Here is a 16,030-nt window from a genome sequence, read left to right as displayed (position 1 = left end):
CACTCTTTTGCGATTTATATATTGATTACAGGGTTCTACGTCACCTGTAAGTAAGCTCGAATTAGATCTCGGTGAATACGGTTTCTGCGTCCCAGCGAGACTTTGGCGTTTTCGCGTTGAAGTCATCTTCCGCGTGGTAGCCAAGCGGCACGATCACAACGCTGGTGTAACCTTTTTCACGCAAGCCAAATTCTTCATCCAGCACTTTGGGATCAAACCCTTCAATTGGCACTGCATCGATTTCTAGCGTCGAAGCACCCAACAGCAACGTACCCACGTTGAGGTAAACTTGTTTCTCCATCCAATGGTTCGCATCTTTCAGATCAAAACGGTGCATGTTCACAAAGTAGCTACGACCACCGCGCACAGCCGCTTTCGCTTCTTCAGTTGGGAATCGGCCATCTTTTTCTTCTTGCACCATTAGCGCTTCAATGTAGTCGTTATCGATGCCTGTTTTTGCACAAAACACCAATACGTGAGAAGCGTTGAGAATCTTCGCCGCGTTAAACGCGTAGTTCTCTTGCGCCGCTTTAGCGATGCGCTGTTTGCCTTCTTCTGTGCTTGCCAGAATGAAATGCCAAGGTTGAGAGTTCACACTCGATGGACTAAAACGAATCAGCTCTTTAACTGCATCGATTTTTTCTTGAGGTAGCTTGCGCGTTGGGTCAAACACTTTCGTTGAGTAACGAGATTTTGCAGCTTGTACGATATCCATGAGGTTCTCCAATTAATGAATTTAAGCTGAGTAACAGCATAACCTCATGAGATAAAGGGAAAAACCGATTTCGATTAAAAACATTTTCAAAATAAATTTGAAAATAAAACGATAAGAAAGGCTTTGAGCGTTCTCACTGAACTTCTTCATCCTTTCAGCAATAATGCATGTTTGCTCGCAACCGAACTCAACTAATGCTGCCTCAAGATAACGTTATTACATCCTTTCTGTGCAAAAAGCTCGGTCACAATCATCTGCGAATTGCCGGCGAATATTGGCACATTGAGAAGTTGGTTGCCTTGCAATGCATGATGTTGAAAGAAGCGCCTAACCTCCAAGAAGGGCTGCTTTGGTGGAGTAAAAGTGTTTCATTATTCGACCGCCGTTTGTACGTCACATTTCAACATGGTGATGCCCAAATCCATCTGCAAGTCGAATGCAGAACGGCCGATATGCCAAATTGGGCGGAGTCGGTGTTTGGCTTGCTCAAAATGCAATTGGAAATGCTTGAGCTAAGCGAATCAATACAGGTACAAGTTCAAGCCAGCAATCCACTCGCGGCCGATTTTTTTCTAGAGGAAACGCGAGATTCTAAAACGAGTTCAAGCGTGTTTGAACTGGTGAAACATGTTTATTTGCTGCTTTCTCACCAGCCAATTGAACAACCCGAATTGCTGAGTGTTTTGAACGCCTTATTCATCAAAAACAGTAATTACGCGCTCAAGTTAGAGCAAGCGGCAAGGCAACTAGGCGTCTCCAAACGCACCTTGCAACGTCGACTGCAAGAAAAGCAAATGAGCTACTCTCAATGCGTTGATTTCGCGAAAAAAAAGCAAGCACTCACTTTGCTTGCCGACACCCAACTCACAACGCAGCAAATCGCCTATCAACTCGGTTATGAAGAACCATCGAACTTTCACCGCACTTTTCGTCGTTGGTATCCGTTTTCACCCATGCAGTATCGCCAACAATGTTTGGATAACCGAACTCAACTAAATCAGCAACCGATCCGCTTGTACTACGCCAAAGCCAATACCTTCGACGATAACCACATCGACCAACCTGTCGGCAAAATCTGGATAGAAGTGGACAATATTGCGTTTGAGAAAGTGGTCTCGGTAGAATGCCGTGACCGTGATGGCGCATGGCGGCGCTACCCCGCCTTCTTCGAGCGTTTTTTAAGTCATGGCACCGAACTCTGGGCAACGACCGAACTTCCGGTAGCGCATCCCCTTACCTTTCGCCTGTGTTATGAAGTCGATGGAGAACGTTACATTGAGAATAACCACCAGCGTGATTATGTGGTTTCTAAGGGGCTTTTAATTGGAGCAACGGAATACATTGTCCCGACTCGGCAGCTTATTAATATTGGGGCGCAATACACGCTCTTTGTCGAACTGGCATGCCGACTTGAAAACGTTGCGAGGATTGACTGTTACGCCGATGATGACCCCACACCTCACGCAATGCGCTTGACCAAACACTCGCTACATTATGCTTGTTGGGTGCTGCAATTATCGCTCACTCAAACTGCAAAGCAGTACCGTTTCCGCCTTTATGATGAATCCGACAACGAGCTCGCGAAAGAGCATTACCCGATACAATATCCTATTGTGCAACCGCTCAATTAAAACTGTCGGTCAGATCAAAGTCGCCGCTTCGTGACATCATTTCACGTCTTTTTTGGCGTGAAATGACACCCTCAATTTCAAACCTTTGCTTTATCGTTTATGCATTGCTGCATAACGGAGGCAAAAACTGTGTTTGAAACTCTACCTAACCCAATGAATAAAATAAAAATACTTCCTTTAGCGATCGCTCTTGCTCTTTCTGGCTGTGGAAGCGACGAAACCACACCAATCGATACAGGCAGCCACGTGGCATCTCCTGATTGGCAAGATCAAATCATTTACTTCCTGATGATCGACCGTTTTAACGACGGCGACAGCGCTCTTAATGATCAAGGGCAAAACGAATTCGATCCGACTTCGGATAAAAAATTCAGCGGCGGCGACCTCGTTGGTGTGAGTGATAAGTTAAGCTATATCGAAGATCTCGGTGCCACATCGATCTGGATTACTCCGCCAGTTGCTAACCAATGGTGGGATGCAGAGCAAAACTACGGCGGCTACCACGGGTACTGGGCGCGCGATTTCCAAAAAGTGGATGAACACTTTGGTGACATGGAAAGCTACCAAGCGTTAGCACGCGAAGTGCATGCGCGAAACATGTTCTTAATTCAGGACATCGTGACCAACCATGTAGGCAACTTCTTTACCTACGATGATCCTTACAGTTATGATCCTAGCCTACCTTGCCAAGGTTTCCGTTTGATAAAAAATGCGCTACCTGCCGGGCAAGAGCTGCCGTACCCACTCAACATGAACGAGTGTAAAACAGACGGCACAGGCAGCTACCACTGGACGCCAACCATCACCGACCACAACGATCCGGTACAAGAGAAAACCTGGCAGCTCTCTGATTTGGATGACCTCAATACGTCCGATCCTGAAGTACGCGCTTATCTAAAAGAGAGCTACCGAAAATGGATTCGCGAAGTCGGCGTCGACGGATTCCGTATCGATACGGTGAAGTTTGTTGAACACGATTTCTGGAACGATTTCCTACACGCCGACGATGGTGTGATGACGCAAGCGGTTGATACCGGTCGTGACAACTTCCTCACTTTTGGTGAAGTATTCGAAACATCTACGCCATACAACACCGAAGGCGAAGAGAAGATGCTGACTTACATCGGTGAAAGTGGCTCACCGAAACAGCTAACCTCGGTACTGAACTTCCCATTGCAAGCGACCATGACGCGCGTATTTGCATCAGGACAACCGACCGACTATTTACGTTTCCGTCTTGAGAAAATGATGGAGATGTTCCCAAATCCATACATCATGCCGAACTTCATTGATAATCACGACATGCCGCGTTTTCTGTCGCAAGGTAGCGTGAATGACATGAAACAAGCACTGATCACCATGATGAGCGTGCCGGGTATTCCTGTGATTTACCAAGGTACAGAACAGGCGATGTCAGCGGCGCGCGATGCGATGTTTGCTGGCGGCTACCGTGAAGACGGCGACTACGTAGACTCATTCGACCAAAACAGCGAGATGTACTTGTTCATCCAAGAGCTTGCTAAGTTACGTACCGAAAACAAAGTCATGACACGCGGCGAAATGAAAGTGATTGGCAGCGATAAAGCCGGCGCCGGTGTGTTCGCTTTTACCCGAACGTTGGATAACGACGAAGTCTTAGTGGTAATGAACACATCGAATTCCCCGATGTTGATGAACCAACTCGATGTAGAGCAAGCGGGCGGCACTGTTTTCCAACAACAAATCATGTCGAACTGGGCAGACGCTCCGGAGAAGCTAATCGCAGATGAAAACGGTCACGTAACCCTTGAGCTACCAGCCAAATCTGCCGTGATTTACTCGAAAACTAACGACACCCAATCGGTAGATACACCAGACCTCAACATCCAACTAGCGCAGGATTGGAAAGGGCAAACCATCACAGATGACATCGTGATTGCTGGTACTGCTAATGCAAACGAGAAGTTGAACCTCGTCGTCGATGGTAACTTGGAAACAGCGCAAACCATTACTGTAGGTGCTGATGGTCAGTTTAGTGTCACGCTGTCGACTCGTCACTTTGCTATTGGCGAGCAACAGCACCGCTTCGCGATTTATTCCACCGAGAAAAAAGCAGGCATCGAGGACGTGAATTTTGTCTCGAACCTAAGCTGGTCAAACACGCCGGATGACACCATTGATGATACAGGCGATGCGCAAGACGGCACTGGCGGTCCTAACGGTAACTACTCATTACCAACCGATCCAACGTTCGACAAAGACAACAGCCAACTCGCAATCAACAAAGCAGAGGTGTTTACCGTTGGCAGTAACGTACGTTTGACCTTCACCATGGACAACATCACCGACACTTGGTTGCCACCAAACGGCTTCGACCACGTGGGTTTCACCATCTTTATTGATTTACCTGAAGAAGCCGCAACTAACCTGTCTGAGCTACCGAAGATCAACGCTTCTATGCCAAGCGGAACCTGGAGTCGTAATGCGGTTGTTTTTGGCTGGCAAAGCTCGATTTACAACACCAAAGGAGCAAATGCGACGACATGGGGAGAAGCGGTCACGCCAGCACCAACAGTGACAGTAGACAAAGCCAATAACACTATTTCGATGGACTTTGCGAGTGACGCGCTGGGTCGACCTGATTCACTGGATGGCATTCGATTCTATGTGACAACTTGGGACTTGGATGGATTGTCTGCCACTTACCGTCCACTGGAACAAAACAAAGGCCCTTGGAACTTCTCCGGTGGCGCATCGGATGAGAGCAAGATTTGGGATGACTTACCAATCATCACCTTGTCTGAATAAACCGTTAAATAAGACACCGTCCAGCGTTTAGCTGGGCGGCCATCAACAAAAGAATGCAGAAAGACACTTCTGCTCGTTTTTATTCTAGTTAAAGAACGATTTCACCCACAGCACCAGACTGTCCCAAAGCTGACCGAACCACGAGCCCTCTTCTACCGCTTGGCTGCTGACCAGGGGATAACTCGCCACGGTACTGTCATCGCTTTTCCAAACGACCTTACCAATTTCATCTCCTTGCGCGAGCGGCGCAATCAACGGTTCATTTAACACCACACTCTTATCAAGCCCAGCCGTCATAGAACGAGGCAGAGTGAGATAGGCATCTTTGGCGAAGATCGCCTCAACTTGATTGTCATTTCCCTTCCAAACGCGAACTTTAGACTCAACCTGCCCTTGTTTGGCAACTTGTTTGGTGTCATAAAAACGAAAACCATAACTGAGTAAATTCTTGGATTGGCTCGTTCGAGCCTGTTTACTTGGCGTGCCCATCACTACCGAAATCAACCGCATTTTCCCTTCTTTGGCGGAGCTCACCAAACTGTATCCCGCATTGCTGGTGTAACCGGTTTTGCCCCCGTCGACATCAATGGAATTGTCCCACAGTAATTTATTGCGGTTGTACTGCGTAATGTCGTTCCACTTGAAGACTTTCTCACTGTATAGCGCATACACAGTGGGAACATCATTGATGATCGACTGCATGAGTTTTGCCATATCGGTAGGTGAGGTTTGGATGCCTTCACTATCGAGACCATGGGAGTTTACAAAATAAGTGTCTTGCAGCCCTAACTTCTCCGCCCAACCATTCATCAAGGCGACAAAGCCGCGTTCACTGCCAGCAACGTGCTCAGCCAGTGCAACGCACGCGTCATTACCCGATTGGATGATCACACCGCGCATTAAGTTCGAAACACTAATTTCATCTTTCGGTTTGATGAACATTTTAGAAGATCCGGGAAACTTGGCCGACCACGCGTTTTCGCTCACGGTGACAACATCATCCCATTTCAAACGCCCCGCTTTGATTTCTTGTCCAACGACGTAAGCGGTCATCAACTTGGTTAAACTAGCTGGAGCAAGGCCAGCTCGCCCGTTATGCTCGGCAATAATGGCACCGGATTGAAAGTCCATTAATACGTAACCTTTCGCCTTTAATTGAGGTGGGTTGGGCGTAACAACGGCAAAAGTAGGTACGCTTATTAAACAAGTCACAATAATCCATCGAGCCAGTGACACTTTCATCCGACTTCCTCCATGCTCTTACTTTGTCGCAACTCTATTGAGCATAGCTCACTCAACCAGTTGCACCAGTCGCTAATCGTTTCATTTTCTTGAACTTACATTGATTTGACCAAGGTATAGAACTGAAGAGGCAATTGGGAAATAGCATTGGTTCTTCGCGCCATTCGCAGTAAAGTAGCGCTACCCCTCAATAAGGAAATAAAGATAACAATGAACGCTCAATCATTTATCGACGCAGGATTGCATTACACTCCCCACAGTTTTACCGTTCCTCTGGATTACCAAGACGCGAGCAAAGGCACCATTGAAGTCTTCGCCCGTGCGGTTTGCCTAGTTGGCGATGAAGAATCGACCAAACCTTGGTTGGTTTACTTTCAGGGCGGACCGGGCTTTCCCTCTCCGCGTCAAAACGGCAATAACGGCTGGGTAAAACGCGCGCTGCAAGAGTACCGAGTTTTGCTTCTCGACCAGCGCGGTACGGGCAATAGTTCGATGGTTAATCATCAGACTCTGGCTCATTTCACGCCGCAACAACAGGCCGAGTACTTAAGCCACTTCCGAGCGGATAACATCGTGCGCGACGCGGAGTACATTCGAGAGCAATTTGGCGTCGAAAAATGGGCGATCTTAGGTCAAAGCTTTGGTGGTTTTTGCTCCCTCACCTATGTGTCTTTATTCCCAGACAGCTTGCTGCAAAGCTACATCACAGGTGGCGTGCCATCACTCTCGCGTCATGCCGACGATGTGTATGAAGCCACCTTCAAACGCACCATGGAGAAAAACCAAGCGTTCTTCCAGCAATTTCCAAAAGCGCAACAACTCTGCCAAAACATTGCGAATCACTTGCTGGAAAATGAAGAGTATCTACCAAATGGTCAACGCTTCACGGTGGAACAATTTCAACAAATCGGCATCAACTTTGGTGTGAGTGATACTGTCTTGCCCACTTACTATTGGCTAGAGAGTGCATTGATTGAAGTGAACGGCAAAAAACAACTTCGTTATGAGTTCTTGAACGATATGTTGGCGCAGCAAAACTTCCAAACCAACCCGATTTACGCCATTTTGCATGAATCGATTTATTGCCAAGGCTTTGCGTCGAATTGGAGTGCTCACCGTGTTCGCCAAAGCCGTTCAGAGTTTAATTATGAACCTGGCAAGCCATTTTACTTTACGGGGGAAATGGTCTTCCCATGGATGTTCGAACAATACGTCAACCTCAAGCCACTAAAAGATGCTGCTGAAATATTGGCTGCGAAAGAAGATTGGACTGCGCTGTACGATCAAACACAACTGGCTCAAAACAAAGTGCCTGTCAGTTGCGCCGTTTACGCCGATGATATGTTTGTGGAAATGGATATCAGCCGAGAAACGCTCGCGTTAATCCCAAACTCAAAAGCGTGGATCACTAACGAGTACGAGCACAACGGTTTACGTGCCGACGGTGAACGCGTTTTAGATAAGTTAATTGCGATGGGGAATCAAACCGCCGCTAATTTGAAATAAATACTATAAAAACGCCTCTTCTAGAAGTAAGAGGCGTTTCATTCCTACCATCTTGTTTTTACAAATCTCTTACGCGCTTGGTCATACGTTTCGTCATCACCCGGTAGCCCATTTTATGATAGAAATCCTCACCTTCATGGTTAAATGACGCCACGGTTAAGCCGATTTCTTCTATTCCTTGAGCACACAAATCACTTTCCATCTTATCCATCAGCGATAAACCTATTCCTAAGTTTCGATGGTTCTCTGAAACAATAAGCTCATTAATAAAGCCAACGCGTTTTTCTGGTGAAATCAGCGACTGAACGTTACGAACCGAACCAGAGATAAAACCGACGACCTTTCTTTGCGAGCAAGCAATAAAAGCGCTCACGCTCCCGTCAAAATACTTTTCGAAGGTGCTATATGATTCTCTTAGTTGCGCCAATTCCTTGGGTGGACGATAGAAGTTCGGTTCAGCTTCATAGTGCGATGTATCGAGTTCAACGAGTAATTGTTTGAGCAAGGGAGCATCTTCTTCCCTCAGCCGCCTGATATAAAACTGCTGCATGTCCTTTCCTTGCCAACTGATCCGATTATTATTTTGTAGCTCTTGCGCACAACTTTAATGAAGAGCCGAAGAAGGAATCACAGTACAAATTTAAACCAAAAGTGTCGAGTTCAACTTACCTTGTTCTCTGCAATTTATGCTTATAATTTGAACACATAGCGATTTTACCCGCGTGACGCTTTGCCGCATCAAAACACCGCTACATCCCGCCTAGCCATAATATCCGCATAATTTGTCCGTATTTCCGACTAATTTAGTCAGGTATACTTCGTGCCGCTAAAATTTTAAGGTCGTTGACCACCTGTATTTTTAAAGGAAACCTCATGAGTCAGTATGTAGTTTGTGCGCTGTACAAGTTTGTTGAGCTGAATAACTATCAAGAACTACGCGAGCCATTACTTGCGTTGATGGAAAAACACCATATTCGCGGAACATTACTGCTGGCAAGTGAGGGCATCAACGGCACTGTTGCCTCTGATCGTGCAGGTATTGATACGCTACTGGAGTGGCTAAACAACGAGCCTCGTTTGACAGGCACCGTATACAAAGAGTCGTACTCTGAGACCCAGCCATTCAATCGCACCAAAGTGAAATTGAAAAAAGAGATCGTAACATTAGGTGTTGAAGGCATAGACCCTCGCCACGTAGTGGGTACTTACGTGAAACCTCAAGAGTGGAACGATCTTATTGCTGATCCTGAAGTGTTTGTTGTCGATACACGTAATGATTACGAAATCGAGATCGGCACATTCAAAGGCGCTGTAAACCCAAATACTGAAACCTTTCGTGAATTCCCAGACTATGTAAAAGAAAACATGGACCCGGAAAAGCATAAGAAAGTGGCGATGTTCTGTACCGGTGGTATCCGCTGCGAAAAATCAACTGCTTACATGAAAGAACAGGGCTTTGATGAGGTCTACCACTTAGAAGGCGGCATTCTTAAATATCTTGAAGAAGTTCCTCAAGAAGAGAGCATGTGGGAAGGTGACTGCTACGTTTTTGATGGCCGTGTTGCAGTAAACCACCAGCTAGAAAAAGCAGATTACGACTTATGTAACGCTTGTCGTCTACCGATCACTGAAGAAGACAAACAGTCTGATTTGTTCGAGCAAGGCGTGAGCTGCCCGAAATGTCACGGCACACACTCAGAAGAACAAATTGCTCGATTCCGCGAACGTGAAAAACAAATTGTTCTTGCAGAACAACGAGGCGAGCAGCATGTTGGTGGCGAAAGTGCCAAGCAAAGAGAAGCTCGACGTGCCGCTAAGTACGCACAAAAAGAAGCTCAGCGTAAACAAGACTAAGCTCAACTCTAATTCTATTTTAAGCGAGCTGCCGTAAGGTGGCTCGCTTTTACTATGCACCAACACTCTTTCAATACAATTTTGTATCCCTCACCAAAACCTCTAGTTGATTGTCTCTTTTGCCTTCGGGTAGCCCCACCATCTCATCATAAGCACTTTGATGTACTAAAACCTGCTTATTTGCTTTGATGTTCTTGCACTTCTTTTGCATCTCGATAAGGGAATGAGCCCTCAAAAAGATACCGTTGTCATCAGTGATGAATTGCGCTTTCCCATCAACTACGACAGATGCTTGATACAATGCGAGATCAAGCGAGTGAATGATCAATTTATCTACGTAGAAGAACTTTTCTAACTTACTCAGTGGTATCGACATATCTCACCTCCTTGTGAGCAACCTCTACGTTTTAATGAACAAAACCGATCATTAGGTGAGATCTCTTCGGATCATTTGCGTACAACATCGGAAACAAAGAGGATTCCGATGCAAACAATCAATGTCGTGTGGTTAAAACGAGATTTGAGACTGACTGACCACCAGCCCTTAACACAAGCATTGTCGTCAAAGCACCCAACGGTACTTTTATATATTGTTGAACCGTTGCTGTTAAACAACCCTCACTATTCTGAGCGTCACTGGCGATTTGTTTGGCAATCATTGCAAGACATGAATGAGACGCTCAAAGCCTATGGACACCGCATCACGGTTCTGTTTGGCGATGCCTTAGCATGTTTTCAATCAATTCAAATGCAATATCAAATCAACGCTGTGTTTTCTCATCAGGAAATAGGGCTCAACTGCACCTTTGAGCGCGATAAGCAAATTGCCGACTGGCTGCATGAGCAGAACATCACGTGGTTTGAGTTCGAGCACGGTGCTGTTATTAGAGGAGCAAAAGACCGGCAGGGTTGGGACAAACATTGGGATTTGGTCATGAGAGCCTCCATAAGCCCTCTTGAGCTGCAAACCAACTTGTTGCATTCATTGGATGCAGAATCACTCGGCTGCGCGTTTTCGCCACCTTCATCCTGGCTATCAAAATGCAAAGGAATGCAAACGGGAGGAAGCCAACTCGCTTGGAAAACACTGGAGGACTTTTTCAATCGTCGAGGTCGTGATTACTATCGAAGCATTTCTAGTCCCACAGCCTCACGTACAGCCTGTACTCGCCTTTCTCCATACCTCGCTTGGGGTAATATATCCTTGCGTGAAGTTTATCAGTACCTATTGAAACACTGGCAAGTTGTTGGGTTTCGTCGCAGCTTAATTGCGTTGTCTTCACGGCTGCATTGGCACTGCCATTTCATACAGAAATTCGAGTCGGAATACGACATGGAGTTTTACTGTGTTAACCGGGCTTACGAATCGTTGATTAAACAAAGTAGCACTTTCGATGAAGAAAAGTTAGCAGCATGGAAATCCGGGCATACTGGCGTACCTTTGATTGATGCCTGCATGCGCTGTTTGCACCACACTGGTTACATTAACTTTCGCATGCGTGCCATGCTGGTTAGTTTTCTCACTCATCACATGAACACGGATTGGCGAACTGGCGTGACGCATTTAGCGCAACTATTCCTCGACTTTGAGCCTGGTATTCATTACCCACAATTCCAAATGCAAGCCGGGGTAACTGGGACCAATACAATCCGGATTTACAACCCGGTTAAGCAAGCCCAAGAACATGACCCTGATGGCGCGTTCATCTATAAATGGGTGCCTGAATTGCAAATGGTCCCCACCCCACTATTGTTCGAGCCCTGGACAATGACACAGATGGAAACCGTCATGTACCACTTGAAACCGGATAGCCGTTACCTAGCGCCTATTGTCGACCTAAATAGCGCAGCTAAAGACGCAAGGGAGCGTCTATGGGCATGGCGGAAACGGGCCGATGTAAAACAAGAAGGCAAACGGATTTTAACGCGACACGTGAGGCCATCGAAAGAAAGCAGGGCTCGTTGATCATCTTTTCATTTAGATGCGTACAAACAAAGACATTCTCTAGGGAAACCGTTGTACCCCCAACTCGTAAGGAACACATTATGTTTAAACGTATCTTGGTTATCACGGCTACATTGATGGCGACTTTATCTTTTATGCTTCCCGTCAAGGCTCATGAGCATGGCATGATGAAGGCTGATATTGTCGACGTTGCCACTGAAAACGGCTCTTTCAATACACTTGTCGCTGCAGTGAAAGCGGCTGATCTAGTCGATACACTCAAAGGAGAAGGCCCATTTACTGTTTTTGCACCAACGGATGACGCTTTTGCAAAACTGCCTGACGGTACAATCGATATGCTCTTAATGCCGGAAAACAAAGACAAGTTAGTATCCATTTTGACTTATCACGTCGTCCCAGGGAAAGTAATGGCTGCCGATGTTGTTAAGCTGGACAAAGCGACTACGGTTCAGGGCCAAGATGTGATGATTAAAACCATGGGCGACAAAGTCATGGTCAATGGTGCAAATGTAATGGCAACCGATGTGAAAGCTAAAAACGGCGTCATTCATGTTATTGATACCGTCATTATGCCTAAATAAAATGATTCAGAGGGCGGTATATTCCGCCCTTTAAACGGTGCTTCTTCTATCCTTAATACTGCCCCTCCCACCTTCGACCCAACAACCAATCACTCATTCACTCCAGCTATCAAAAAGACAAAAACAACATCAAAACCAATACCTTAGAAACAAAAAAGCACAATATCAATGAGGTTGGCGTACCGTTACCTTTCAATTTGAGAACATGATTCCATGTCAGTGTCGTTTACTTTTCCACATGTAAATTCTTGAGCTAAATTTTGGCTGCTCAATCACATTTCGGCAAACCATTCGAAAGGGTGGGACGCAAAGCTTCCGGTCTGTCAGCATTCCATCATCAAAAGTAATGCTCATGATAGCGGGGTTGCCATGTTGCAACACTACATTATCCAAAGTATGGATTCATGCAGCGTTGCTTCGTGCTCAGCATGCGCCGAGGTGTGACATTAATTTGTCAGCCATAACAGAGGACATGTGATGAAATCCTTCCCAACCAAATCCGTACTTACGTTAGCACTTGCAAGCATTAGCTCAGGTGCTGCGGCTCACGGCTACGTATCAGAAACCAATGATGGTGTCGCTGCAAGTCGCTCGGCACTATGTAAGTATCCAACATCTGATACTAACGAAAAAAATAATAACTGCGGTGCCATTCAATACGAGCCACAAAGTGTTGAAGGTCCTGATGGTTTTCCACAAACAGGGCCTCGCGATGGAAAAATAGCAAGTGCCGAAACCGCTCTAGCTGCCGCTCTTGATGAACAAACTGCCGACCGCTGGGTTAAACGTCCTATTCAATCAGGTACACAGACTTTTGAATGGACATTTACAGCTAACCATGTGACGCGTGACTGGAAATATTACATCACCAAACCTGATTGGAACCCAAATGCCTCACTATCACGCGACTCGTTTGATCTGACTCCTTTCTGTGTAGTCGACGGCAATATGGTTCAACCTCCAAAACAGGTGAGCCATCAATGTAATGTGCCTACGCGAGAGGGGTATCACGTCATTCTGGCGGTATGGGATGTTGGCGACACAGCGGCTTCATTTTATAACGTGATCGATGTGAAATTTGATGGTGACAGTCCAGTCATTCCAGATTGGACGCAAGGCGGTCAAATTATTCCGACGATGGATTTAAATGTTGGAGATTCGGTTTATACACGCGTATTTGATCAGGCGGGTGAAAACATAGCTTATCGAACCGAGCTAGAAATTACCGATGCAGTCATGGGCAAAGCGAAAAACTGGTCTTACGCTCTAGCAACGAAGATCAACCAAGAGCAAACTAAACTGCAAGCTGGACAGTATGCCGAGGATAAATTCACTCCTGTTTATGGTACTAACCCGGTGTATCTGCAAGCTAATAGCGGCCTTGAGCGTGTAGAAATCGGCTACAAGATAGAAACTCCCGCTCCAGAGTACTCACTCACAGTAGATGGCTTAGCAGACGAATATATTATTGAGTCAACACCGACAACGTTGGAGCTGACACTAACTGCTGAAGGCGATTTAAACGCAGAACTCACCGTGTACAATCACCACCGTGAGCCACTTGCAAGCTGGGCAGACGAAATGAAAGACGGCTCGGTGGAGGCTGTATCGCTCGCTTTAAGCAAATCAGAGCCTGGTCACCATATGCTCGTGACTCGTATTAAAGACAAAGATGGTAACTTGGTGGATCAGCAAACGCTCGACTTTCACTTAAAAGAAGAGTCAGTAACGCCACCACCATCTGGCGAGTACGATTTTGTCTTCCCTGAAGGGCTATCTAGCTACACGGCGGGTACAAAAGTGCTTGCAAGCGACGGTGCCATTTACCAATGTAAACCCTTCCCATACTCTGGTTACTGTGTACAGTGGAAAGAAAGCGCAAACCAATACGAACCAGGAACAGGTTCACATTGGGAAATGGCTTGGGATAAAGTCAACTAAATCGCCCTTTGAACGTTAAGTAAAAAGAGCCTCGCTATGAGGCTCTTTCATTATCAAACGCAAAAATGGCAGTTTTCCCGATCTAAACCATGAACACCTGACAAATTAGCCAAATGAGCCCGCCCTTCAATCAGCCCCATTTCATAACCTTCCAATAGAACGGTTTGTCGCATTGATAAGCGCTGAACAGGAAAATTATCTGGTGGTGCAATCACTCTGACATGCGTTCCCGGTGGAGGATTACGAATAAATTCCAACGATTGATTGTAGTTATCTGCACGTCTTAACATCGCGTCCGCCATTTTAGGATGTTCGGCAAATAACTTCTTCATCAACCATGTGGTTTTTACTGGCTTCTTGGCATAATTTAGCGGGTGAGAAAGTACAACGGTTATGTCGCGAGCCCCGCGACGATAAGCCTCACGCACTGGGATAGAATCTGCAACCCCACCATCGGTATAGCAGCCTCCAGAAAAGCAAGGGGTATGCTTGTATGCAATGGGTAACGCTGTTGTCGCTTCAATCGCATGATGAAAATTATCACGCGTCACGCGATAATAATCTGCCTGTCCTGTATCTACATTCGTCGTCGCTGCCAGAAAAGGAATACCATTAAACAGTTTATTTTCATCGACGGGATACAAACGATTAGACTCTTCAAACAGCCACTTCACATCAATGAGATCCCCACCTTTAACGAAGCGAGTCGGATCAAAAAAGCGTTTACTCGTTGCCAGCTTAGTAATGACATTGATGCTGCGATGCGGATAGTCGGTCAAATAACCAATCAAGTTTGATGCGCCAGCAGATACACCAATGGCAAAATCAAACGGTTTATAACTCTGCTCTAAAAACGCATCTAGCACTCCGCTTGCGAAGACACCTCGCATCGCGCCACCTTCCACTACAATTGCTTTTGTTGCCATATTTCCCCCATTATTCTTTCCAAAAGAGTAATGAAATTCGTGCAATCAAAACAATTGAATATTCTTATTATTGAAATAGGTGAAGTCTATTTATTTCTTTCTTAGAAAGTGAAAACTAAAGTTCAAAAAATCCACACCTGCTAGAAATGTAGGTGTGGATTTAGACGAGAGGGAAACGCCTAAGAGAAAACAGTTTTATAGGCTTCGCCCGCGCCATCAATAAACATTTGAGTACCGATAACCGCTAGGATTAAGCCCATCATTTTCGTCACGACGTTCAGAGCACTCGGTCCAACTGCTTTGACCAATTTGTCTCCAAATAAAAACAGTATATAGGTAATAACACACAACACAGCAAAAGAAACGATGGTAATAATGGTTTGATCAAAACCACCCGCCGTAGCAAAGTTCATCGCGGTAGCAATCGTTCCAGGCCCTGCTAATATCGGCATCGCAAGTGGAGAAACGGCAATGCTCAACGCCGCCTGCTGCTGCGCTGGAGAATACGCTTTCTCTTTAGTTTTCTGATGCGTCGAATCACCTTGAAGCATATTAAAACCGATCAAAAACACCAAGATACCGCCCGTTATTCGCAAGGCGTACAGCGTGATACCAAACAAATCAAAAATTAATTTACCGGCGATCGAAAATATCGCAATGATGACAAATGCAATAAAAACCGAACGAAGCGCCATGGAACGTACGGTTTCCCTATCCTCATCAGCCGTTAAACTCAAAAAGATAGGAATATTGGCGATGGGGTTCATGATCGCAAAGAAGCCCATAAACACCGTGACTGTATGAACGATGAGTTCTTTCATATTTTCCACTGCAGTTAAATTGTTGATTCTAAAAACAGTATATACGCTCTCAAGCAGAAC

The 16,030-nt window shown here is 45.9% G+C and carries 13 protein-coding genes and 1 riboswitch; of the genes, 7 read left to right on the top strand and 6 right to left on the bottom strand.

Going from position 1 to position 16,030, the window contains the following annotated elements:
* Positions 1–61: 61 nt before the first annotated feature.
* Positions 62–715 (bottom strand): oxygen-insensitive NAD(P)H-dependent nitroreductase NfsB, encoded by a 654-nt coding sequence (locus MTR11_RS10510; protein WP_005374924.1) that lies wholly within the window; start codon positions 713–715, stop codon positions 62–64.
* 167 nt (positions 716–882) lie between these two features.
* On the opposite strand from MTR11_RS10510, the gene MTR11_RS10505 reads away from it, so the two are divergent.
* The gene (locus MTR11_RS10505) at positions 883–2,346 is read left to right on the top strand and encodes a helix-turn-helix domain-containing protein (RefSeq protein ID WP_243327477.1); all 1,464 of its coding nucleotides are present in this window, start codon (positions 883–885) and stop codon (positions 2,344–2,346) included.
* A gap of 129 nt (positions 2,347–2,475) precedes the next feature.
* A complete protein-coding gene (locus MTR11_RS10500; RefSeq protein ID WP_243327476.1) occupies positions 2,476–5,133 on the top strand; it encodes an alpha-amylase family glycosyl hydrolase in 2,658 nt (885 codons plus the stop codon).
* 84 nt (positions 5,134–5,217) lie between these two features.
* On the opposite strand, the gene MTR11_RS10495 is transcribed toward MTR11_RS10500, so the two are convergent.
* Positions 5,218–6,375 (bottom strand): D-alanyl-D-alanine carboxypeptidase family protein, encoded by a 1,158-nt coding sequence (locus MTR11_RS10495; protein ID WP_243327475.1) that lies wholly within the window; start codon positions 6,373–6,375, stop codon positions 5,218–5,220.
* 210 nt (positions 6,376–6,585) lie between these two features.
* Here MTR11_RS10495 and MTR11_RS10490 point away from each other — a divergent pair, with 210 nt between their 5' ends.
* Positions 6,586–7,881: an alpha/beta fold hydrolase gene (locus tag MTR11_RS10490; RefSeq protein WP_243327474.1), complete on the top strand. Its 1,296-nt coding sequence runs from the start codon at positions 6,586–6,588 to the stop codon at positions 7,879–7,881.
* Positions 7,882–7,939: 58 nt separating this feature from the next.
* On the opposite strand, the gene MTR11_RS10485 is transcribed toward MTR11_RS10490, so the two are convergent.
* Positions 7,940–8,431 (bottom strand): GNAT family N-acetyltransferase, encoded by a 492-nt coding sequence (locus MTR11_RS10485; protein ID WP_243327473.1) that lies wholly within the window; start codon positions 8,429–8,431, stop codon positions 7,940–7,942.
* A 323-nt stretch (positions 8,432–8,754) separates the two neighbouring features.
* On the opposite strand from MTR11_RS10485, the gene MTR11_RS10480 reads away from it, so the two are divergent.
* Positions 8,755–9,735, top strand: coding sequence for a rhodanese-related sulfurtransferase (locus MTR11_RS10480; protein WP_047009631.1), 981 nt, complete (start codon positions 8,755–8,757; stop codon positions 9,733–9,735).
* Positions 9,736–9,805: 70 nt separating this feature from the next.
* On the opposite strand, the gene MTR11_RS10475 is transcribed toward MTR11_RS10480, so the two are convergent.
* Entirely contained in the window at positions 9,806–10,111 is a 306-nt protein-coding gene (locus tag MTR11_RS10475) for a DUF6482 family protein (RefSeq protein WP_006740792.1), read from the bottom strand.
* 108 nt (positions 10,112–10,219) lie between these two features.
* Between MTR11_RS10475 and MTR11_RS10470 the strand changes: the two genes are divergently transcribed.
* From MTR11_RS10470 to gbpA, 3 genes are all read left to right on the top strand, one after another.
* Positions 10,220–11,701, top strand: a complete 1,482-nt coding sequence (locus MTR11_RS10470) for a cryptochrome/deoxyribodipyrimidine photo-lyase family protein (RefSeq protein ID WP_243327472.1) — start codon at positions 10,220–10,222, stop codon at positions 11,699–11,701.
* An 80-nt stretch (positions 11,702–11,781) separates the two neighbouring features.
* On the top strand, positions 11,782–12,282 hold the full coding sequence (locus tag MTR11_RS10465; RefSeq protein WP_047009633.1) for a fasciclin domain-containing protein: 501 nt from the start codon (positions 11,782–11,784) through the stop codon (positions 12,280–12,282).
* A 271-nt stretch (positions 12,283–12,553) separates the two neighbouring features.
* Positions 12,554–12,654, top strand: a riboswitch (cyclic di-GMP riboswitch).
* 105 nt (positions 12,655–12,759) lie between these two features.
* Entirely contained in the window at positions 12,760–14,223 is a 1,464-nt protein-coding gene (gene gbpA, locus MTR11_RS10460; RefSeq protein ID WP_243327471.1) for an N-acetylglucosamine-binding protein GbpA, read from the top strand.
* A gap of 53 nt (positions 14,224–14,276) precedes the next feature.
* Here the strand turns inward: gbpA and MTR11_RS10455 are convergent, their stop codons facing one another.
* Together MTR11_RS10455 and MTR11_RS10450 are read right to left on the bottom strand one after the other, a co-directional pair.
* Positions 14,277–15,149 carry a patatin family protein gene (locus MTR11_RS10455; RefSeq protein WP_005397800.1) on the bottom strand — a complete coding sequence of 291 codons (873 nt, stop codon included), beginning with the start codon at positions 15,147–15,149 and terminating at the stop codon, positions 14,277–14,279.
* 179 nt (positions 15,150–15,328) lie between these two features.
* On the bottom strand, positions 15,329–15,970 hold the full coding sequence (locus MTR11_RS10450) for a MarC family protein (protein ID WP_046875716.1): 642 nt from the start codon (positions 15,968–15,970) through the stop codon (positions 15,329–15,331).
* Between the last annotated feature and the right edge of the window lie 60 nt (positions 15,971–16,030).

This window comes from Vibrio sp. CCB-PB317 (assembly GCF_022808245.1).
Taxonomy (GTDB): Bacteria; Pseudomonadota; Gammaproteobacteria; order Enterobacterales; family Vibrionaceae; genus Vibrio; species Vibrio diabolicus.
The sequence above is the reverse complement of the archived record's forward strand: the minus strand, read 5'-3'. Positions and strand labels throughout refer to the sequence as shown.